The sequence below is a fragment of the Bacillus sp. MC1252 genome, assembly GCF_056838025.1.
In genome coordinates, this window is record NZ_CM166369.1 from 932,498 (window position 1) to 954,118 (window position 21,621).

A 21,621-nucleotide genomic window follows, 5' to 3' on the forward strand; every position below is an offset into this window, starting at 1 on the left:
TGTACTGTACTGGTCTAAGCTTCTTTAATGATGAAAACGGATACATGGGGGCGTGGGATGATGAAAATACATGAGCAAGCTCAAAATCTTCAGGCAAAAGATGATCAGTTGATCTGGCATCATATGAAAGGGACAAACAAAGAAAATGAAAGCATGGTCATTCACGAGGCAGAAGGCGCATGGGTGACAGATATTTATGGGAATCGATATTTAGACGGGATGTCAGGCCTTTGGTGTGTAAATGCCGGATATGGCCGAAAAGAGCTTGCAGAAGCGGCGTATAAGCAATTAAATACGATGCCTTACTATCCGCTTACACAAAGCCATGTACCAGCTATTCAGCTGGCTGAGAAGCTAAGTGAATGGCTTGGGGGTGACTATGTCATCTTCTTTTCCAACAGCGGTTCTGAAGCCAATGAAACCGCATTTAAGATTGCAAAACAATATCATGCGCAAAAGGGAGAAAGTACACGAACAAAATTCATCTCCCGATATCGATCGTATCACGGCAATACAGCAGCAGCTCTTGCTGCAACGGGTCAAGCGCAGCGTAAATATAAATATGAACCATTAGGGCAGGGCTTCATCCACGTCGCGCCTCCTGATCTGTATCGGCATCCAGAGGACCAAGAGAATTTGGCAAGTGCTGCTGCGATTGATCAAGCGATGACGTGGGAATTAAGTGAGACCATTGCTGGGGTCATCATGGAGCCGATTATTACGGGAGGCGGTATCCTAATGCCGCCAAAAGGGTATTTGAAAAAGGTCAAAGACATCTGTGAAGCTCATGGAGCGCTCCTCATCGTGGATGAAGTGATATGCGGCTTTGGCCGAACAGGAAAGCGGTTTGGTTTTATGCATGAGGAAGTGAAGCCAGATATCATTACGATGGCAAAAGGGATCACAAGCGGCTATTTACCGCTTTCTGCCACATGCGTCAAACGGGAAATCTATGAAGCCTATGCAGGAGAAGATACGTATGACCGGCTGCGTCATGTCAATACATTTGGCGGTCACCCTGCTTCCTGTGCGGTTGCACTTGCCAACCTAAATATCATAGAAAATGAGCAATTAGTGGAACGTTCTGACACACTTGGTCGAGACATGCTCGAACGTTTGCAAGAGTTAAAAGAACATCCATTTGTCGGTGATGTCAGAGGAAAAGGCTTGCTGTTTGGGATTGAGCTTGTGCAGGATCAACAGTCAAAAAAGCCAGCTGATCCTAGTGTTGTCGGTCAATTGATTGCAGAATGTAAAAAACGCGGTTTAATCATTGGGAAAAATGGTGATACGGCCGCTGGCTATAATAACGTTGCCCAGCTTGCACCACCACTAAATATTACAGACGAAGACGCGGCATTTATCATCAATACGATAAAAGAAAGTATGGCACAGCTTTAGCAGAGAGACATCTCTCTGCTTTTTTCTATGAGAGGCGAAGACGTTGCTAGGTCGAATCGGCAATGGGACACACTAGGTGTATTGAAAAAAAGAAGAGATTCTATTACTGTAAGGAGAAGGCTGAACCAACACACTTTAGAAGGAGACGGCATATGAGTTTTTATGATCAACCCATTTTACCTGCTGTTCGTAATATGAAGCAATTTGAGGAATTTTTAAAAAGTCCATTTACATATGGAGTCTTACTTGATGTTCACTTAGGCAGGCTTAAGGGCATCATGAATGAGGCGAATGCCCATCACAAAAAAATGTTTGTCCATGTCGATCTCATTCACGGGATCAAACATGATGAATATGGAACGGAATTTATTTGTCAGGAAATGAAGCCGGCAGGAATTATTTCTACTAGGTCTTCTGTCATAGTGAAAGCTAAGCAAAAAAAGGTATATGCGATTCAGCGAATGTTTTTACTTGATACAAGTGCGATGGAAAAAAGCATGGAGTTTGTCGGGAAACATCGTCCGGATTTTATAGAAGTATTGCCGGGTGTCGTGCCAGATTTAATTACAGAAGTGCGCGAAAGAACGGGAATACCAATATTTGCAGGGGGATTTATCCGAACAAAAGAAGATGTGGAAAGAGCGCTTGAAGCAGGAGCAACAGCTGTGACGACATCGAATACAGACCTTTGGAAAGCATTCCAAAAGTGAAAAAGATAAAATGTGAAAATTGATTGACAACGTTTTCATCCTCTGATACTATAGCACTAAGTTAATATCATGTGATGGAGAAACGGAGATCCACAACAGCGCTTTACTAGGTGACAAATGACCCTGATGTAAAGTATGTTTGTTGTGGATCTTTTTTCTTTATCTTTTCTACACATTCATAGGGGATGGCAACTGAACCAGAGGAGGAATTTTTCATGACACCATTTTGGGGTGAAGTCGTAGGTACAATGCTGCTCATTATTTTTGGAGGCGGTGTGTGTGCGGCCGTAAATCTAAAGAAATCGCTCGCCTATCAGTCCGGCTGGATTGTAATCGCTTTCGGTTGGGGATTTGCAGTAGCCATTGCAGCCTATGCAACTGGAGGAATTAGCGGGGCACACTTAAACCCGGCGCTGACAATTGGTCTTGCTCTAGAAGGAAGTTTTCTTTGGGCTGATGTTCCAATGTATATTGTCGGTCAAATGCTTGGCGCATTACTCGGAGCTATTATTGTCTTTTTACATTACTTACCACACTGGAAAGCAACAGACGATCCAGGTGCAAAACTAGGTGTATTCTCAACTGGTCCTGCGATTCCGCATACCTTTGCAAACGTACTCAGTGAAGTCATCGGTACATTTGTATTGGTTCTAGGAATCTTAGCGATTGGTGCAAATAAATTTGCAGACGGAGTGAATCCGCTGATTGTTGGTTTCTTAATTGTAGCGATTGGTCTTTCTTTAGGTGGAACAACTGGTTATGCAATCAACCCTGCACGTGATTTAGGTCCAAGAATTGCCCATGCGATTCTGCCGATTCCAGGTAAAGGTCCATCGAATTGGAAATATGCTTGGGTTCCTGTTGTTGGTCCCATTTTAGGCGGTGCATTTGGCGGTGTTTTCTACAATGCTGCCTTTAAAGCGAACGTCACTCCAGCCTTTTGGATTGTAAGCGTTATTTTAGTTGTGGTATTGTTAGGACTCTATGTCTCTACGAAAAACCAAACAAATGCTGTAAATGAAAGTATGTAAGGGGAGGAAAACACCATGGCAAAAGAAAAATATATTCTCGCATTAGATCAAGGGACAACAAGCTCAAGAGCGATCTTATTTGATCAAGAAGGTAAAATTGCACATACATCACAGAAAGAATTTAATCAATATTTTCCGAACCCTGGCTGGGTAGAACATAATGCAAACGAAATTTGGAGCTCTGTTCTATCTGTTATTTCAACCGCTTTAATTGAATCTGGCATTGAAGCAGATCAAATTGCGGGTATCGGAATTACGAACCAGCGTGAAACAGCTGTTGTTTGGGATAAACATACAGGCGCACCAGTTTATAATGCAATTGTTTGGCAGTCTAGACAAACGTCTGGCATTTGTGAAGAGTTAAAAGCCCAAGGACACAATGAGACATTTAGAAATAAAACAGGTCTTCTCATCGATGCTTATTTCTCAGGCACAAAAGTGAAATGGATTTTGGACAATGTAGAAGGTGCCCGTGAGAAAGCAGAAAATGGCGACTTATTGTTTGGCACAATCGATACATGGCTCATTTGGAAAATGACAGGCGGTAAATCACACGTCACAGATTATTCTAATGCGTCAAGAACGTTGATGTTCAACATTTACGATTTGAAATGGGACGAAGAATTACTTGATATCCTAGACATACCTGCTTCTATGCTTCCAGAGGTCAAACCATCTTCACACATTTATGGTGAAACGACGGACTATCACTTCTTTGGTAAAAATATCCCGATTGCAGGTGCGGCGGGAGATCAGCAGTCTGCTTTATTCGGTCAGGCTTGCTTTGAAGCAGGAATGGCGAAGAACACATATGGTACAGGATGTTTCATGTTGATGAATACAGGGGAAAAAGCCATTAAGTCGGATCATGGTTTATTAACGACGATTGCATGGGGCATTGACGGTAAAGTTGAATATGCTTTAGAAGGAAGTATTTTCGTAGCCGGCTCAGCGATTCAGTGGCTGCGTGATGGACTGAGAATGTTTAAAGACTCGAAAGACAGCGAGGCTTACGCAAAGCGTGTCGAGTCAACAGATGGCGTATATGTCGTTCCAGCATTCGTTGGTCTAGGCACACCTTACTGGGATAGTGATGTCAGAGGCGCTGTATTCGGTTTAACACGCGGTACTTCTAAAGAGCACTTTGTCCGTGCAACGTTGGAATCACTTGCTTATCAAACGAAAGATGTTTTAGATGCGATGGAAAAGGATTCAAACATCTCATTAAAAACATTGCGTGTCGATGGCGGGGCTGTGAAGAATGATTTCTTAATGGGCTTCCAAAGTGATTTGCTGGATGTACCAGTAGAACGTCCAGAAATTAATGAAACGACGGCACTCGGTGCGGCCTATCTTGCGGGAATAGCAGTTGGCTTCTGGAACGACCGTTCAGACATTGCAAAACAATGGAACCTTGAAAAGCGCTTTGACCCTAAGATGGAAGAGGACAGCCGTGACTCGTTATACAGCGGGTGGAAAAAGGCTGTAAAAGCAGCTCAAGCTTTCAAATAAACAAAAAGTATGGTATACTTCAAGTAAGTTAATAGAACGGTTGGAGAACTGGAGAGACCGCAGGCACCGAAGTGTAGAAATACGCTTTGGGTGTTTGCGGTCTCTTTTTCTTTACCGTACAACATGGGAGGAACAAGAGATGACTTTTTCTAGCTTAGAAAGAGAACAAATGCTGCAGGAAATGACAAAAAAACCATATGATGTGTTTATCATTGGTGGGGGTATTACAGGCGCCGGTACAGCACTTGATGCGGCTTCACGCGGGATGCGTGTCGGTCTTGCGGAAATGCAGGATTTCGCAGCAGGTACGTCTAGCCGCTCAACGAAACTTGTGCACGGTGGGCTTCGTTATTTAAAGCAATTTGAAGTGAAGATGGTGGCAGAGGTCGGTAAAGAACGTGCCATTGTATATGAAAATGGTCCGCATGTGACAACACCAGAATGGATGCTTCTTCCGATGCATAAAGGCGGTACATTTGGTAAGTTTTCAACATCAATTGGTCTAAGAGTGTATGACTTTTTAGCTGGAGTAAAGCATAGCGAACGCAGAAGCATGCTAAGTGCGAAAGAAACACTTGCAAAAGAACCGCTTGTGAAAAAGGACGGCTTAAAAGGCGGCGGCTACTATGTTGAATACCGTACAGATGATGCACGCCTCACAATTGAAGTCATGAAAGAGGCAGTGAAATTCGGTGCAGAAGCTGTCAACTATGCGAAAGTAAAAGAATTTATTTATGATAAAGGAAAAGTTGTCGGCGTTGTCATTGAAGATGTCATGACGGAGAAAACATATGATGTGTATGCGAAGAAGATTGTCAATGCGACAGGTCCATGGGTAGATCAGCTAAGAGACAAGGACCATTCAAAAGAAGGGAAACACTTACAGCATACAAAAGGAATTCACTTAGTATTCGACCAATCGGTTTTCCCGTTAAAACAAGCGATCTATTTTGACACGCCTGACAAACGCATGGTCTTTGCGATTCCGAGAGAAGGCAAAACGTACGTTGGAACAACAGATACGGTATACAAAAAACAGCTGGAACATCCGCGTATGACAAAAGCAGATCGTGATTATGTCATCCAAGCGATTCAGTACATGTTCCCAGATCTCAACATTACGGAAAAAGATGTTGAATCCAACTGGGCCGGTCTTCGTCCGCTCATTCATGAAGAAGGAAAAGACCCTTCAGAAATCTCTCGTAAGGATGAGGTATGGACATCATCTTCAGGCTTGATCACCATCGCTGGTGGTAAATTAACAGGCTACCGTAAAATGGCTGAGCACATTGTGGATCTTGTACGTGATGGACTGAAGGAGGAAACTGGAAAAGATTATGGATCATGTAAAACGAAACATATGCCAATTTCAGGTGGGCATGTAGGCGGTTCTAAAAATATGGCATCCTTTGTTCAAGCGAAAACGGCAGAAGGAGCATCCGTTGGTTTAACAGAACCGATTGCTCAAAAACTAGCCGAAAAATACGGCTCAAACGTCAGCAGTCTCTTCCAGCGTGTGGAGCAGCTTCAAGGCGAAGCAGACAAACGAAACATTCCAGCGTACGTACTGGCAGAGCTTGTCTATGCGATCGAAGAAGAACTAGCCGTTACACCTGTCGATTTCTTCTTAAGAAGAACAGGAAGCCTATTATTTAATATCAACTGGGCAAAAAAATATGCACAGCCTGTCGTTGACTATATGGCAGATCGTTTTGGCTGGGATGAAGCGACAAAACAAAAACATCAAACAGAATTAGATCAACTATTCCATGAAGCAGTCGTACCGCTTGATGCCGAATAAGAGAAAAGCCGATCGCGTATCGTCTTTCAGCGTGTAGACAAACCCTCGCATTCGGTGTCAGTCCTGCGTGCCGGTGCTCACGAATGTCAAATTCGCTCCGCTCCAGTACTCGTCCTTCCTAGACTGCAAAGGTTTTCTATCACGCCTGAAAAGAAGACAAAGGGCTAAAATAAAGGTCATTTTAGCCCTTTGTCAACAGTCTCAAGCCGATCGTGTATCGGCTTTTTATATTTGTTCATCATTTTTCCATCTGCCAATGATATAGCATGACATAAAGGGTGATTCCATATAAAATAACAGTAGATATTATTTTATTGATGAAAAGAACTGGGAGGACGACCATGAGTTGGAATACGAATTATGAGCGATGGATCAATGAGAAGCACCTGGATACTGAACTAAGGGAATGGCTAGAGGCGCATCGAGATGATCATCAAGCTCTTGAAGACTGCTTCTACAAAAACCTTGAGTTCGGAACTGGAGGAATGCGCGGAGAAATTGGTGCAGGAACGAACCGAATGAACGTCTACACCGTTCGTAAAGCATCAGCGGGTCTTGCTGCGTATATTGCGAAACATGGAGAGGATGCAAAAAGAAGAGGCGTCGCCATTGCATATGATTCACGCCATAAATCTCCTGAATTCGCGATGGAAGCAGCCAAAACGCTTGCTTCACAAGGCATTCAAACGTACGTATTTGACGAACTGCGTCCGACACCAGAACTCTCATTTGCTGTTCGGGAGCTGAATGCATTTGCTGGTATCGTCGTGACAGCAAGTCACAACCCACCAGAATATAATGGCTATAAAGTATATGGAGAAGATGGCGGCCAGCTGCCTCCATTTGAAGCAGATCTAGTCATTAAAGAAGTAGATGCAATTGAAAATGAACTGGCGATTTCAGTAGAGTCAGAAGAAACGTTGAAACAAAATGGGCTCATCCATATGATTGAAGAAGAAATTGATCGTGCTTATATTGAAAAATTAAAAACCATCAGTGTGCATCCTGAGCTTGCAGATGAAGTCGATGTCAAAGTGGTGTTTACCCCGCTTCATGGTACCGCCAATCAACCTGTCCGAAATGGGCTTCAGGCTCTTGGCTATCAGCATGTGACCGTTGTGCCTGAACAGGAAAAACCAGATCCGCAATTTTCAACGGTGACATCGCCAAATCCAGAGGAGCATGCAGCGTTTGAATATGCCATGAAACTTGGTGAAAAGCAGAATGCCGATATCCTCATTGCAACAGATCCTGATGCAGATAGGTTAGGCATTGCCGTCAGAGATCATGAGGGAGAATTTACGGTCTTAACAGGGAACCAAACAGGAGCGCTGCTGCTTCATTATTTATTGTCCGAAAAACAAAAGCTAGGTCAGCTGCCGCCTCGTCCAGTTGTGATGAAAACAATAGTTACAAGTGAGCTTGGGCGTGCTGTCGCATCAGCATTTGGTGCGGACACCATTGACACACTTACTGGCTTTAAATTTATTGGAGAAAAAATCAAGCAATTTGAAGAAAGTGGAGAATACACGTTTCAATTCGGTTATGAAGAGAGCTATGGCTATTTGATCGGTGATTTTGCCAGAGATAAAGATGCGGTGCAAGCAGCGCTGTTAGCCGTTGAAGTCGCTGCTTTTTATAAAAAACAAGGCAAGTCATTGTACGACGCTCTTGTCGATATTTTCAAGGAGTTTGGATTTTACCGGGAAGGATTAAAGTCATTAACCTTAAAAGGAAAAGAAGGAGCAGAGCAAATTTCAGCGATCCTTCATACCTTTAGAACAAATCCGCCAGCCGCCATCGCAGGTCAGCGCATCACTGTCATTGAGGATTACCAATCAAGTCAAAGACATCTCGTGACAGAAAAGAAAGAAGAAACAATTCACCTGCCGGCATCAAACGTGCTGAAATATTTCCTTGAGGATGGCTCATGGTTCTGCTTAAGACCTTCGGGTACCGAACCTAAAGTGAAATTTTATATTGCAGTTAAAGGCTCATCTTTAACAGATAGCGAAGAAAAACTGAAGCATCTATCGGAAGAAGTGATGAAAGTCGTTTATGATATTGTTGAAGAAACAGCTAAATAAAGAAAGTAACAAAGCCATCGTGTGAATGCATGATGGCTTTTTTCTCAGCCAAAAGTATGAGAAGAAATCATCCTTTTTGAGAAAGAGACAAAAGGGTGCTCGTGGTATAATCAACATAATGATAAGAGGAGGCAGCAAATGCCGGGGGGAAACAGCATGGGAGAATACAAAGAGAAGGTTAAAACATTAAAAACGTTAAAAGAAATTGCTGAAAAGTTAAATGAAGGCTTGGAAATGAAAGACACGCTTCATGAAGTGCTCCATATGCTTATGGATGTGACAGGCTTTCAGACAGCATGGATTTATTTTATAGAAGAAGACGGCTCGTATGAACTGATGGCAGAGGTATCTTTACCTGAAGCACTTGCAAAGCACCAAAAGCAATTGATGTGTCAAAACGACTGTTATTGCATCAATCGATACACAAAGGGATCACTGCAATCAGCCACCAATATTATCAACTGTAAACGGATTGAAACGGCCATCGAGCAAAAGCTTGGGGATACAGAAGGCATTACACATCATGCGACAGTTCCGCTCAAAGCGTGTAAGCGCACGTTCGGTTTATTAAATGTGGCGGCAAAAGGAAAAGTCACATTTACGCAAGAAGAGCTGAATTTGCTTGAAAGCATTGCGCTTCAAATTGGCACTGCCATTCAGCGAATGAAGCTTGTACAAAACGAACAGCAGCATGCACTTCTGGAAGAAAGAAACCGGCTTGCGCAGGATTTACATGATTCTGTCAATCAAATGCTGTTTTCAGTGAGTCTGACTGCGAAGGCTGCCCGTCAAATGACAAGCGATCAGAATCTAGGGGAAATGATTGATTTTATTCAGCATTTGTCACAAGATGCCCTCATTGAAATGCGGTCGCTCATTTGGCAGCTAAGACCAAGAGGACTTGAAAAAGGGTTTACGACGGCGATTGAAGAGTACGCACAGCTCTTAGGATTAAACTGTACATTATCTTTATCAGGCTGTATGGAGATGGATCATTCGCGGCATGAAACTTTGTTTCGCGTATGTCAAGAAGCGCTGAATAATTGTCAAAAACACGCGGGAGTAGAAGAAGTCGAGGTCAAACTCGAGCAATCGGCAGACACGTTTGAGATGGAAATCATCGACCGCGGAAAAGGATTTCAGTATGACGAGCAAATGAGCCTTCCTTCACTGGGGCTGAAAGGGATGGCTGACCGCATCCGAAGAACAGGTGGTACATTTTGTATTGATTCTGAGCTAGGTAAAGGAACCACGATTCATGTGAAAGTGCCATTTTCTCAAGAAAGGAAGGGTTCGTCATGAGAGTAGTCATTGCAGATGATCATCATATTGTGAGAAAAGGGCTGGTGTTTTTCTTGCAAACACAGCCTGATGTGGACATCGTTGGTGAGGCATCCAATGGAGAAGAGGCGCTTGAAGTTGTCAGACAAACGCAGCCTGACATTGTCTTAATGGACCTCTCTATGCCCGTTATGAATGGCATTGAGGCAACGAAACAAATGACACTGGAAATGCCCGATACGCGCATTGTGATCTTGACAAGCTATGCAGATAAAGATTATGTCATACCAGCCATTCAAGCAGGGGCGAAAGCCTATCAGCTCAAGGATGTAGCGCCAGAAAAACTGCTCACGACAATGATTGAAGTACAAAATGGCACCTATCAATTAGATGGTCATATCACGACTTTCCTTGTGCAGCATCTGACAGAACCAAAAGAGCAGAAATGGGCACAAATGAACGAGCTGACCAATAGAGAACGAGATGTCCTATTTGAAATTGCAAAGGGTAAAAGCAACAAAGAAATCGCCTCAGCGCTGTTTATTTCTGAAAAAACTGTCAAAACGCACGTATCTCATTTATTATCAAAGCTAGAGCTGGCAGATCGAACCCAAGCGGCTCTTTATGCAGTGGATTATCAAAAAAATCAGTCAAAAGAGCTGCTTTGACAGAAAAAATGTAAACATGCAGTCACGATGCCAAATGAGGAGGATGCGCTGTTATTTTCACAAAGAGACATGGATGAAAGCCCCTTTAAGTTTCCAATCACTTGGCACTGCTAAACGTATGTAAAAAGGCTGAAAATCAGCCTTTTTCTTTATGTGTACAGCGGTTCTGAATAAAATTCAGCAGCAGCAGCCTCTGAAGCATGATCAATGTACTGCAGGAGCCCGTATAAACATTTTTCAACATCTGCATCGTTTCGGTTAAATTGATACGCATGTAAGAAATGCTCAATACGTTTCGAGAGCAAGTCATCTTGCGTACGTACCATAAGAATAAGTAAATTATCCCATTGCGAGCGATGCGTATAATAAAGTGCCTTATCATAATCCGCCACATTCATGAAACCTTCTCCTTTCCCTTGAGAAGTCCTCATTAGTTTGCTCGGATCATATCGACTTTTTCAGGGGAAAAGTTGGTGTCCGCATGAATCGCGTACCGGAAATTATAGGCTGAATAAATGCTTCATGTATGAAAAAGGGTCGTTCAGCAAAACCTAATCAAAATATACATGAAAGTGAGATCAATGATATCATGCAGCCGAAATTGTGGATGCTTTTTGCAGCAGGAATGGTTTTGCTCGGCAGTCTCATGATCCATCCTGCATCAAAAGCAGCGGTGCAGCCCGTTGAAAATTGGGAAAGACTTGCTTATACCGCGTTGCAAGATGAATATGAAGGCGCCGCTTTAAACGACTATCATTACATTGGACGAACAAAAGTAAATGATGAACAGACAAAAGATGTATTTCGCGTGACGGTGAAGGAAGGATCGACCCTTTTTGCAGCACACGCAGAAATTTATTTTCACCCGGTGACCGGACATTTGATTAGTATTAATGTGTTTCGGTTATAAAAAAGCACCTCTTTTGATAAGAGGCGCTCAGCGTGTAGACAAACCCTCGCATTCTGTGTCAGTCCTGCGTGCCGGTGCTCACGAATGTCGAATTCGCTCCGCTCCTCGTTCTTCCTAGACTGTAAAGGTTTTCTATCACGCTGAAAAGAAGACAAAGGGCTAAAATAAAGATCATTTTAGCCCTTTGTCAAACAACACGAATTCAATTATTTCATGCTTCCTTGAAGATATGAGCGAATATCCACACCGAGTGAATCTGCTAAACGCTGTCCGTAATCTTCATCTGCACGATAGAAATTGCAGATCGCAAGTAATTTTGTTTTTTCATTTACACCTTTGAGATCAGCTGTTAGGTTTTTGATCAACGCTTGTTTCTCTTCCTCAGAGTAGCTTCGATATTTTTCCCCAGCTTGTTTGAAATCGTTCGGTTTTTCGATTTTTTGTCTCACCATACGGTCACCGTGAAGAACAGGCTCACTTTCTTTGTAGTGAGGGTTTTCTTTTGGCTGATCCTCGTAACGGTTTGGTTCATAGTTAATATGACCGCTTGGACGAGTCGTTGTCATAAAGCCATCCTGCTGGTTATTTTGCACAGGTGCATAAGGGCAGTTGACTGGAATGCGCATGTAGTTCGCACCAAGACGGTGACGCTGCGTGTCTGGATATGAGAAAAGACGACCTTGAAGCAGTTTATCTTCAGATGCTTCAATACCTGGGACAAGTGCACTTGGCGTGAAAGCAGCTTGTTCTGTTTCAGCAAAGAAATTTTCAGGATTGCGGTTAAGTGTCATGCGTCCTACTTTTTGAAGCGGGTAATCTTCCTCGCTCCACGTCTTTGTTGGATCACATGGATCATAATCAAGTTCATCATAATCGCTAAGCGGCATAAGCTGAATATATAGGTCCCAGGCTGGATAGTTGCCTTTTTCAATGCGATCATAAAGATCTCTTGTCGCATGCTGGAAATCGTTTGCTTGAATTTCTGCTGCTTCTTCCATGGATAAATTGCGAATACCTTCTGATGGTCTCCAGTGATATTTCACATATTTGGTTTCTCCATATTTATTCACCCATCTAAACGTATGGACACCGGAACCGCGCATTTCTGCGTAGTTGGCAGGGATTCCTTCGTCAGAGAAAAGCCATGTAAGCATGTGAGTAGATTCAGGTGTTAAGGTCATAAAATCCCAATAACGGTCAGGATCTTGGATATTGGTTACAGGATCTGGTTTAAGAGAGTGAACCATATCAGGGAATTTCAATGCATCACGAATAAAGAAGATCGGCAAGTTGTTACCAACCAAATCGTAGTTGCCTTCTTCTGTATAAAATTTCACAGCGAAGCCGCGCGGGTCACGTAATGTTTCAGGTGAACCTTTAGGGTGAATAACCGTTGAGAAGCGAACAAAAACGTCTGTCTGTTTCCCTTCTTCACTTAAGAAGGCTGCTTTTGTATGTTTCTCCATGCTATTTTCTACTTCAAACACACCATAAGCGCCGGCGCCTCTTGCATGAACGACACGCTCTGGAATACGTTCACGGTCAAAGTGTGCAAGCTTTTCAATCAAATGGTAATCATCGAGAAATGAAGGTCCACGGTGACCAGCTGTTCTTGAGTTTTGGTTATCGCCAACAGGCACGCCTTGATTCGTTGTCAAATTTTTATGATTTGAGTTTGTCATTCTTTTCTCCTCCTGTAAACAAAAAAATGGTTTCTAGCAATCTATATACCCTAATTATAGTGAATCAAACATGATAGTCAATATTTATTTATAATAATTTTAAATAAATTATTATTACAAGGAGGTAAAGAAAAAGACGAAAGAAATGAAATTCTTTCGTCTAAAGGAGGAGCTCTCTTAGAGCATCTTTGTTTTGTGTTAAGTCTTTTAATGTGTATTGGTCAAGAACGCGTAAATAAGCAGTGAGAGCTTCGTGAAGCACATGCTTTAATGAACAAATCGGGGAGATGATACAGCTGTTTTTCTTTGGATCAAAGCATTCGACCATGACTAAGTCTTCCTCTGTATAGCGGACAACCTCCCCAATGTTAATGCTTTCTGGGCTTTTCCCCAGCCTAATCCCGCCATTTCTCCCGCGGATTGTTTCCACATACCCGCGTTTTCCAAGATGGTAAATCACCTTCGTTAGATGATTTTTAGAAATGCCATAAATATCGGCAATCTGCTGAATATTTGACAGTTCATTGTTGTCTCTTGACGCTAAATAAATGAGTACCCTTAATGAGAAATCTGTATAATTCGTAAGTTTCATTTGGACGACCTCTAAACCTAATAGAGTTTTGTATCATCGTAACACATTTTAGACAAGAACTGGTCGAGAAAGTGTTAAATGTGACAACATTTAAAACATGTATTATAAATATTGCTTTTATAAGCCGTCATTCATTAAGATAAAGATGTATTTAAAATACATCTTTCGAAAGAAGGAATAACGATGTTATCCACAGATCAAATGAACGCGATTAAACAATCAGCCCCTTTACTAAAAGCCGAGGGAACAAAACTTGTGACTGTTTTTTATCAAAATATGATCAGGCAGCACCCAGAGCTTCTCAATCAGTTTAATAAAACGAACCTCATGAACGGAAGTCAGCCAGAGGCGCTTGCTGCGACACTATATCAAGCTGCACTGCACATCGATCGATTAGAACAATTGCTTCCTGCGGTGAAACAAATCGCCCATAAGCATGTCAGTGTCATGGTGAAAAAAGAGCAGTATCCAATCGTCGGGTATCACCTCATTAAAGCGATGAAAGAAGTGTTTGGATTAACTGAGCAGGATGACACATTATTAGCGTGGAAGGCCGCATATGATATCATTGCGAATATATTTATCACGATTGAAGCAGAAATGATGAATGAAAATGTGAAACAAAAAGGCGGATGGGCAGATGTCAAACCGTTTGTCATCAAGAAAAAGAAACAAGAATCTCCAGCGCTTATCTCTTTTTATTTAGTACCAGAAGATGAATCAGAGCTTCCAATGTATGAAGCGGGTCAATACATTACTGTGCAGGCAGATATGCCGGGCGAAGCCTATGTGTGCAGCAGACAATACAGCTTATCAGATCAATATCACCCGTCTTATTACCGCATCACAGTAAAGCGTGATGGTCATGTGTCCACATTCTTGCATGATGAAATGGAAGAAGGGGGCGTTCTTCAAGTGAGTATGCCGCAGGGAGTGTTCTGCTTGCAAGAAGACACAAAAGAGCCCGCTTATTTCATCAGTGCCGGTTCCGGTGTCACACCAATGGTAGGCTTAGTGAAAACAGCAGCTCACAGCAATCAGCCATTTACGATGATTCATGCAGACCGATTAGAGGATGTAACCGCTTTTGAAAAAGAGTTTGAAAGCGTTCTGGCTTCATCTTCTCTTGGCCGCATCATCCTATGTAACGAGCAATTTGAACAGTCCGGAAAGGGCGAGCTAGTTGAGAAGGCGGCTTGCCGGATTGACCGTCCATTCCTGCAATCAGTAATTAGAGAAGGGAAAGGCCAGTTTTATCTATGTGGTTCTGCAGCATTTACACAGGAGATGATCCATATCCTAAAAGAGATGGGAATTCCAGAACAGCATATACATTTCGAAGCATTCGGCGGGCAATCCATGAAAGAAATGGAAGTTGTCTAAACGAATGGCGGAACATCATGTTTTTTTAGATACGCTCATATAGTAGGGATAAGTCCGATGAGGAGGGATGGTTTCCTTGAGCGTATCTGAAAAACGTCTTTTACAAAGAGCCATTGATGAAATTACAGAAATTGCAGAAGGATTTGGTCTAGATTTTTATCCGATGAGGTATGAAATCTGTCCCGCGGAAATTATTTATACGTTCGGTGCATACGGAATGCCAACACGATTTAGCCACTGGAGCTTTGGAAAGCAATTTCATAAAATGAAGCTTCATTATGATTTAGGGTTAAGCAAAATTTATGAACTGGTGATCAATTCAAATCCTTGCTACGCCTTTCTACTAGATAACAATACGCTTGTTCAAAATAAATTAATTGTGGCTCATGTACTGGCACACTGTGATTTCTTCAAAAATAATTGCCGTTTTCAAAACACAAAACGAGATATGGTAGAAAGCATGGCTGCGGCGGCAGAGCGAATCAAAGAGTATGAGCATATCCACGGAACAAAAGAAGTCGAATCCTTTTTAGATGCGGTATTGGCTCTGCAGGAGCATATTGATCCGTCTCTTGTTCGTTCAAAATTAAGCTGGAATATAGACGATGAAGAAGAATATGAAGAGGATAAACCAAAACGTCAAACACCGTATGATGATTTGTGGGGAATGGATGAGCCAAAGACGCGTGAGAAAAAGAAAACCGTCAAGCAATTTCCGCCAAAGCCAGAAAAAGATATTTTGCTCTTTATTGAAGCGCACTCCAGGGAGCTAGAGCCGTGGCAGCGGGATGTACTGACCATGCTTAGAGAGGAAATGCTCTATTTTTGGCCGCAGCTGGAAACAAAGATTATGAATGAAGGCTGGGCATCGTATTGGCATCAGCGGATTATGCGTGAGCTCGATTTAGATTCAAGTGAATCGATTGAGTTTGCGAAATTAAATGCAGGCGTGGTGCAGCCATCTAAGACGGGTATCAACCCTTACTATTTAGGGTTGAAGATATTTGAAGATATTGAAGAGCGTTATGACAACCCATGCGAAGAATTAAAAAAAACAGGGGTGACAGAAGGGTCCGGCCGCAGCAAAATGTTTGAAGTGCGGGAAATTGAATCGGATATTTCCTTTATTCGAAACTACTTAACAAAAGACCTTGTGATGAGAGAAGACTTGTACTTGTTTCAAAAGCAGGGGAGAGACTATAAAGTCATTGATAAAGAATGGAAGGCTGTTCGTGATCAGCTTGTGAGCATGAGGGTCAATGGCGGTTTTCCTTATTTGACCGTGATCGATGGCGACTATTTGAAAAACAATGAACTCTATATCAAGCATTGGTACGAAGGCATTGAGCTCGACCTGAAATACTTAGAAAAAGTGCTCCCGTATTTGTATCAGCTGTGGGGAAGAAGTGTGCATATCGAGTCAGTTCTTGAAGGAAAAGAAGTGATGTTTTCATACGATGGAAAAGGGGTTCATAGGAAATATCTCGCATAAAAAAGATCAAAAAAAGATGTCTGCTTTAGGACATCTTTTTTTGTGTTTCACAAAGTTATTGGTTTTTAAGCAATTTGAAAATGTGCTTAGCTTGATCTGTATTTTCCATGAGACCTTTTAGCTGCTGGCTTGTTGGTCCATACGCATAAAATGGTACTTCATCACCTGTATGACCTGATGTTGTCCAGCCTGTATGTGATCTCGTGTTGATGACTTCTTCAATCGCATCATCAATCTGAACAACATCTTTTGTTTCAGCTGCTTTTTGAATAGAAGCAATTTCCTCTTTTGTGAAATCAAGTTCAATATATTGTTTGAGCGCAGACTCAACAGTCATGCCGCCTGCGATTTTGTCTGCAATAAAATCAGGTGTCTTTTTCGCTGCTTTTACAGGTTTGTAATCCCAGCTGCCGGAGCCGTCTGCCCCGAAGGAAAGTCCGCCAGTGGAATGATCCGCAGTCGTAATGACTAACGTATTTTTATCCTTTTTTGCGAAACGAATGGCTTCTTCAAATGCATTTTCAAAATCCTTTACTTCACTCATGGCACTGACAATATCATGGTCATGTCCCGCCCAGTCAATTTGACTGCCTTCGACCATGAGGAAAAATCCTTTTTTGTTTTTAGACAGCTGTTTAATAGCTGAGGACGTCATATCTTGTAGAGAAGGGGTGTTTTTATCGCGATCAATGGCTTTATCGAGACCGCCATCAGCAAAAAGACCTAATACTTTTTGGTTTTTGTTTTTTTGCAAGGCTGCTTTGTTTGTGACATAATCATAACCTGCTTTTTTGAATTCCTTCGTCAGATCACGATCCTTGCGAACAAAATCGATAAGTCCTCCGCCAAGCATGACATCGACTGTATGCTGTTTCCCGATTTTCTCATCGAAGAAATTATCGGCAATGGCTGCTGTGTTTTTTCTAGACACATTGTGGGCGGCATACGCAGCAGGCGTAGCATTGGTTAATTCAGATGTCACGACAAGACCCGTAGACTTTCCTTTGCGCTTTGCTTCCTCTAAAACTGTTTTTAATTTTTTGCCGTTTTTGTTTACGCTGATGGCATTGTTGTATGTCTTTTTACCAGTCGCCATGGCTGTACCGGCCGCTGCTGAATCGGTGATGTTACTTTTAGAGTCGTCAGGGTACGTTTTGTGCATGCCAGTGAGGTAAGGGTCAAACGCTGTTTGCTTTGAAAGGTCTCCGTTGTGTTTAAATGAGCGGTAAGTTGAAAGATAAGGTGTTCCCATGCCATCTCCAATTAGCACGATCACATTTTGTACGTCATTTTTTGGTTTCTTTTTCGCCTCAGCTTTGTCAGCCTGTCCAAATTCAATTCCTGAAAAAATGCCAATCGATAGCACAGATGCTGCTGCTACAGCAGCTATTTTCGTTTTCGAGCTTTTCAACACACTCATTCATTTTGCCTCCTCATTGTTTATGTATCGCTCTTACGTTTACAATGGTAGAGCAGAAGTGTGGATTCCATTTTACAGCACCGTAAAGTTCGCTTTAAAATTGTAAAGGTCCACTTTACATAGAATGAACCAAAAAGAGAAATGAATGTATCATTTATCCATGCCAGGATGCATTCGTTTTGTCATGATTGTGTAATAAAAATGAAATAAAAAGAACCCTAAAAAAAAATAAATTTTGCCGAATTAATAAGCATAATGTCGTAGGAAGTCAAGACTATTTCTTCTGGTATTTGATCCTTATAATAGAAAGTAGATAAAAATTCGGATCACGATAGATACATACAGGAGGAACAAATGAAAAAACAATTGATCACAGCTGCAAGTGCAGTTCTACTTGGGACGACATTATTTGCCGGAACTGCCTCAGCACAATCAGTAAAGGTTCAAAAAGGTGACTCTCTTTCTGTTCTAGCGAAAAGATACAAAACAACCGTGAGCAAGATTAAATCAGACAATAAGCTGAAATCTGACATGATTTATGTTGGACAAACGTTAAAAGTAAATGGAACTTCCTCGAAAAAAACAACAACAAAAGTAAAAGCGGCTTCAGCGACAGCCACTCATAAAGTTGTCAAAGGTGATACACTATCTAAAATTGGCAAAAAGTATGGGATGACAGTGAAAGAGCTGAAATCATTAAATAAACTCAAAACAGACCTCATCAAAATTGGACAAAAGCTAAAAGTGAAAAAGACGTCTAAAGCGAAGACAACACCTGTCAAAGGAAAAACAGTCTCTACTTCTTCATTAAACAAGTCTAAGCTCGTATCAGATGCTAAAGCACAGAACGGTACACCATATAAATGGGGTGGAACGACACCGAAAGGCTTTGATTGCAGCGGGTTTATGTGGTATATCATTAACAAGCAAAAAAAGATTTCAAGACAAACAACAGAAGGTTTTTGGGGCTCGATGAAGAGCGTCTCAACACCGAAGGTTGGAGATTTTGTGTTCTTTACGACATATAAATCTGGTCCATCTCACATGGGTGTCTACATTGGGAACAACAAGTTTATCCATGCTGCTTCTGACGGTGTGACGATCAGTGATATGAATTCAAGCTATTGGAAGCCGATTTACCTTGGAGCGAAAACATTTGTTAACTAATCTATTCAAAGAGACTGCTCATGAAGCAGTCTCTTTTTTCATATATCATTCGCGCAACAGGAGTGGACCTTTATTATAGTTCACTACCAGTCTAAAGGCTTTTAAATAACATGAATACGGACTCGCTAAGGGGAGTCTTATTTTTATTCAATCATCATTTATAAGCTTGGCGTCATCACATATGTTCGTTTCTTCATCTGGCTTGCTATCGAATTGATTTGTGTATTCTTATATTCAAGAAAGCAACTCAGAATTAAATAAGAAATAAATGGATACACAGAAAAAGCCAGTGCTACTTGGTGCAGTCAAGTAGCACTGGCTTTTCATTTTGTGAGTCATTAAAAACCTAACTGAAGATCTACATCAATTGATACGATGGCATAGACGCAAACAATGACAAAGATATTCAGTACGACACCTAGGAAACCTGGGCCCGTACGGCCTTTTTTGATGAACAGTTCAATAATGCCAAATGGAACTGCGGCCATTGCAAAAGGAAGCATTTGAAAAGAATAAAATGTCACATTGCTGATAATGGCGAGGTTCAGCATGAGCAGGGATAAAATAGCTGTGCCGACAGAAATCCAGCCAAATACATTATGCTCTTTAAAAATTCTTACCAATTCCATAATTCCACCTCGCTCACTTTTGCCGTTTTAATGCGTTTTGTCTTCACAAATTTCTCAATTTCTTTAGAAGGACCTGTGACAACAGAGCCATAAATCGTGACACCATTTTGATTGATATAGCGTATTCGGTTAGACAGGTCAAGTTCAGGTCTGCCGGAGATCGTTTTTGCCCAGGTTGGATGCTGATTGACATAGGCAAGGGCATCTTTGAATTGATCTACCTCTGTTTTTGATGTGTGCTGAAGCTCTTTTAAAAATTCGGAGTCTTTCCCAGGAAAACCGATCGGGCGCTGATTCCTACTTAATGAATCCTCTGTTTTAATCGCATTCCAAAGCACTTTCATATCATATTTTTTAGCCAAGGAATAAACGTCCTTTGGTGTGTAAGCTTTGTCATAGGATACATACACTTCACTCACTGTTCCTTCAGGAAGCTTGTCTAAAGTCGTGAGTGTTTGTTTTTTTGATGCATCTGCCTGCGTAGAAGGGTGGGTAAAGAAATCCTCCGTATTACGTGCACTGTCACCATAATAAGAGATTGTAGGCTGTTTTAATTTATCGAAAAACATTTCAATTTGTTCACTGCCAATGGCTTCTGTTTTATTGCCAATTTGTTTTTGCAGCTTAAGCTCTGTGTTCATACCAAACAGCTTGACCTGTCCTTTTAAATCCTTCATATCAATGGCCACGTTTGGTTTTGTCAGAGCGACTGTCACAGCAGCTGTTTCCATGAAATGATTGCCTTTGCTCTCTGCTCCGCCAACTCCGTAGTATAGATAACTTCCCAATGTACAAAGTGGTAAAATAATGAGTGTAGATATGACAGCAAGTACGGAAATACGTAAGTAAGACTTTCTTTTTCCGTATTGTAAAATGGCTTTTTGCTTTTCAGGACTGATGGAGAAGTCTGTCCAATCCGAGTCATTCAGCTCCTGACTTAAGCGCTTTTCATTTTCTTCAAGCTCTTCTTCAAACGCCATCATTTCTTCCTCATTCATCTCGCCATTATTATATTGTTCCCATCGCTTGTTAAACTCTTCATTCATCATTAACACCTCTGTTGTAAAGTGCTTTTAGGCGCTGCCTTGCACGAAATAAAACACTTTTAAAATTTGCTTCAGTAATATTCATGACCTTGGATGCTTCCTTGTAATTCAGTTCTTTTAAATAATACAATGTCAACGCTTCCTTGTAGTTATCTGGAAGCTGCTCCAAATACATGGTGAGAACTTCTTTTATTTCAACCTGTTCAGCAGGGCTTTGTACAGACGTTTGTAAAAGGCCGCCAATTAGATCATCCGATATGGTCACTTCTTTTTTATGTTTCCTGACATAATCAATAAAAGCATTTCGTGCCACCTGAAATAACCAAGGTTTCACTTTGCTATGGTCGTAGGAATGAATATGTATATAAGCACGCATAAAGGTTTCCTGCAATAAGTCTTCCGCCAAATGTTTGTCTTTTGTCATGGAGAGCAGAAACCTGTAAACATCGTTCATATACATTTGATAAATTTCATCGATCGTCACTGATTTTTCTCCCCTCTATGTTATACACGCATAAGAAAGGCATAAAGTTGCACGAAACTTCTCATAGGCCGTACATTACTCATCTCTTTCGCCGAATCAAAATCATTTCTCCTTATCATAGCGAAATTTGCTTCATTTATAAAGCATTTTCAATAGAACAAATCAGGAAAAACCTTCGAAAAACGACAAAATTGGACAATTCCTATTTTATTCTCTCCTAAAACCGCATGTCTGAATACAGAAGGAGCAAGGATTTCAAACGAAAAGCTGATTTTAGTGAGCAGCTTTTATTTTAGCGGGATCACAAAATTTTTAGTACCAGGTA

General features: G+C 41.5%; 19 protein-coding genes. 12 read left to right on the forward strand and 7 right to left on the reverse strand.

The features are described from left to right. Positions 1 to 60: 60 nt before the first annotated feature. The 8 genes from ACYH0L_RS04630 to ACYH0L_RS04665 all read left to right on the forward strand — a co-directional run bounded on the left by ACYH0L_RS04630 (position 61) and on the right by ACYH0L_RS04665 (position 10,491). The gene (locus ACYH0L_RS04630; protein ID WP_327925500.1) at positions 61 to 1,401 is read left to right on the forward strand and encodes an aspartate aminotransferase family protein; all 1,341 of its coding nucleotides are present in this window, start codon (positions 61 to 63) and stop codon (positions 1,399 to 1,401) included. Between the two features lie 152 nt (positions 1,402 to 1,553). Then, a complete protein-coding gene (locus ACYH0L_RS04635) occupies positions 1,554 to 2,111 on the forward strand; it encodes a glycerol-3-phosphate responsive antiterminator (RefSeq protein WP_482354402.1) in 558 nt (185 codons plus the stop codon). Between the two features lie 215 nt (positions 2,112 to 2,326). Continuing rightward, entirely contained in the window at positions 2,327 to 3,142 is an 816-nt protein-coding gene (locus ACYH0L_RS04640) for an MIP/aquaporin family protein (protein ID WP_099728213.1), read from the forward strand. A 15-nt stretch (positions 3,143 to 3,157) separates the two neighbouring features. Continuing rightward, entirely contained in the window at positions 3,158 to 4,654 is a 1,497-nt protein-coding gene (gene glpK, locus ACYH0L_RS04645) for a glycerol kinase GlpK (RefSeq protein WP_099728212.1), read from the forward strand. Between the two features lie 139 nt (positions 4,655 to 4,793). Continuing rightward, on the forward strand, positions 4,794 to 6,455 hold the full coding sequence (gene glpD, locus ACYH0L_RS04650; RefSeq protein ID WP_482354403.1) for a glycerol-3-phosphate dehydrogenase: 1,662 nt from the start codon (positions 4,794 to 4,796) through the stop codon (positions 6,453 to 6,455). A 341-nt stretch (positions 6,456 to 6,796) separates the two neighbouring features. Further along, positions 6,797 to 8,542, forward strand: a complete 1,746-nt coding sequence (locus tag ACYH0L_RS04655; protein ID WP_482354404.1) for a phospho-sugar mutase — start codon at positions 6,797 to 6,799, stop codon at positions 8,540 to 8,542. Between the two features lie 156 nt (positions 8,543 to 8,698). Then, positions 8,699 to 9,844 carry a GAF domain-containing sensor histidine kinase gene (locus ACYH0L_RS04660; RefSeq protein WP_230030984.1) on the forward strand — a complete coding sequence of 382 codons (1,146 nt, stop codon included), beginning with the start codon at positions 8,699 to 8,701 and terminating at the stop codon, positions 9,842 to 9,844. Then, complete coding sequence (locus ACYH0L_RS04665) at positions 9,841 to 10,491, forward strand: response regulator (RefSeq protein ID WP_249705399.1); 651 nt, start codon at positions 9,841 to 9,843, stop codon at positions 10,489 to 10,491. The genes ACYH0L_RS04660 and ACYH0L_RS04665 overlap by 4 nt, the downstream gene beginning before the upstream one ends. 149 nt (positions 10,492 to 10,640) lie before the next feature. Here ACYH0L_RS04665 and ACYH0L_RS04670 read toward each other — a convergent pair whose 3' ends face one another. Next, positions 10,641 to 10,889 carry a YhdB family protein gene (locus ACYH0L_RS04670; RefSeq protein ID WP_249705400.1) on the reverse strand — a complete coding sequence of 83 codons (249 nt, stop codon included), beginning with the start codon at positions 10,887 to 10,889 and terminating at the stop codon, positions 10,641 to 10,643. Positions 10,890 to 11,080: 191 nt separating this feature from the next. Here ACYH0L_RS04670 and ACYH0L_RS04675 point away from each other — a divergent pair, with 191 nt between their 5' ends. Further along, positions 11,081 to 11,401 (forward strand): YqzG/YhdC family protein, encoded by a 321-nt coding sequence (locus tag ACYH0L_RS04675; RefSeq protein ID WP_370461121.1) that lies wholly within the window; start codon positions 11,081 to 11,083, stop codon positions 11,399 to 11,401. 206 nt (positions 11,402 to 11,607) lie between these two features. Here ACYH0L_RS04675 and ACYH0L_RS04680 read toward each other — a convergent pair whose 3' ends face one another. Together ACYH0L_RS04680 and ACYH0L_RS04685 are read right to left on the reverse strand one after the other, a co-directional pair. Continuing rightward, complete coding sequence (locus ACYH0L_RS04680) at positions 11,608 to 13,083, reverse strand: catalase (protein ID WP_230030981.1); 1,476 nt, start codon at positions 13,081 to 13,083, stop codon at positions 11,608 to 11,610. 160 nt (positions 13,084 to 13,243) lie between these two features. After that, positions 13,244 to 13,675 carry an Rrf2 family transcriptional regulator gene (locus ACYH0L_RS04685; RefSeq protein WP_099728859.1) on the reverse strand — a complete coding sequence of 144 codons (432 nt, stop codon included), beginning with the start codon at positions 13,673 to 13,675 and terminating at the stop codon, positions 13,244 to 13,246. Between the two features lie 183 nt (positions 13,676 to 13,858). Here ACYH0L_RS04685 and ACYH0L_RS04690 point away from each other — a divergent pair, with 183 nt between their 5' ends. Both ACYH0L_RS04690 and ACYH0L_RS04695 read left to right on the forward strand, forming a co-directional pair. Beyond that, entirely contained in the window at positions 13,859 to 15,058 is a 1,200-nt protein-coding gene (locus ACYH0L_RS04690) for a globin domain-containing protein (RefSeq protein ID WP_249705401.1), read from the forward strand. Positions 15,059 to 15,125: 67 nt separating this feature from the next. After that, positions 15,126 to 16,550 (forward strand): SpoVR family protein, encoded by a 1,425-nt coding sequence (locus tag ACYH0L_RS04695; RefSeq protein WP_371930225.1) that lies wholly within the window; start codon positions 15,126 to 15,128, stop codon positions 16,548 to 16,550. Positions 16,551 to 16,605: 55 nt separating this feature from the next. Here ACYH0L_RS04695 and ACYH0L_RS04700 read toward each other — a convergent pair whose 3' ends face one another. Beyond that, positions 16,606 to 17,970, reverse strand: coding sequence for an alkaline phosphatase (locus ACYH0L_RS04700; protein WP_099728856.1), 1,365 nt, complete (start codon positions 17,968 to 17,970; stop codon positions 16,606 to 16,608). Positions 17,971 to 18,324: 354 nt separating this feature from the next. On the opposite strand from ACYH0L_RS04700, the gene ACYH0L_RS04705 reads away from it, so the two are divergent. Beyond that, the gene (locus ACYH0L_RS04705) at positions 18,325 to 19,137 is read left to right on the forward strand and encodes a C40 family peptidase (RefSeq protein ID WP_099728855.1); all 813 of its coding nucleotides are present in this window, start codon (positions 18,325 to 18,327) and stop codon (positions 19,135 to 19,137) included. Positions 19,138 to 19,475: 338 nt separating this feature from the next. Here the strand turns inward: ACYH0L_RS04705 and ACYH0L_RS04710 are convergent, their stop codons facing one another. The 3 genes from ACYH0L_RS04710 to ACYH0L_RS04720 are packed head-to-tail and all read right to left on the reverse strand — an operon-like array spanning position 19,476 to position 21,296. Next, on the reverse strand, positions 19,476 to 19,766 hold the full coding sequence (locus ACYH0L_RS04710; protein ID WP_024425288.1) for a hypothetical protein: 291 nt from the start codon (positions 19,764 to 19,766) through the stop codon (positions 19,476 to 19,478). Then, on the reverse strand, positions 19,754 to 20,812 hold the full coding sequence (locus ACYH0L_RS04715) for an anti-sigma factor (RefSeq protein ID WP_099728820.1): 1,059 nt from the start codon (positions 20,810 to 20,812) through the stop codon (positions 19,754 to 19,756). Before ACYH0L_RS04715 ends, ACYH0L_RS04710 begins: the two co-directional genes overlap by 13 nt. Then, positions 20,805 to 21,296: a sigma-70 family RNA polymerase sigma factor gene (locus ACYH0L_RS04720; protein ID WP_024425287.1), complete on the reverse strand. Its 492-nt coding sequence runs from the start codon at positions 21,294 to 21,296 to the stop codon at positions 20,805 to 20,807. The genes ACYH0L_RS04715 and ACYH0L_RS04720 overlap by 8 nt, the downstream gene beginning before the upstream one ends. Positions 21,297 to 21,621: the final 325 nt, after the last annotated feature.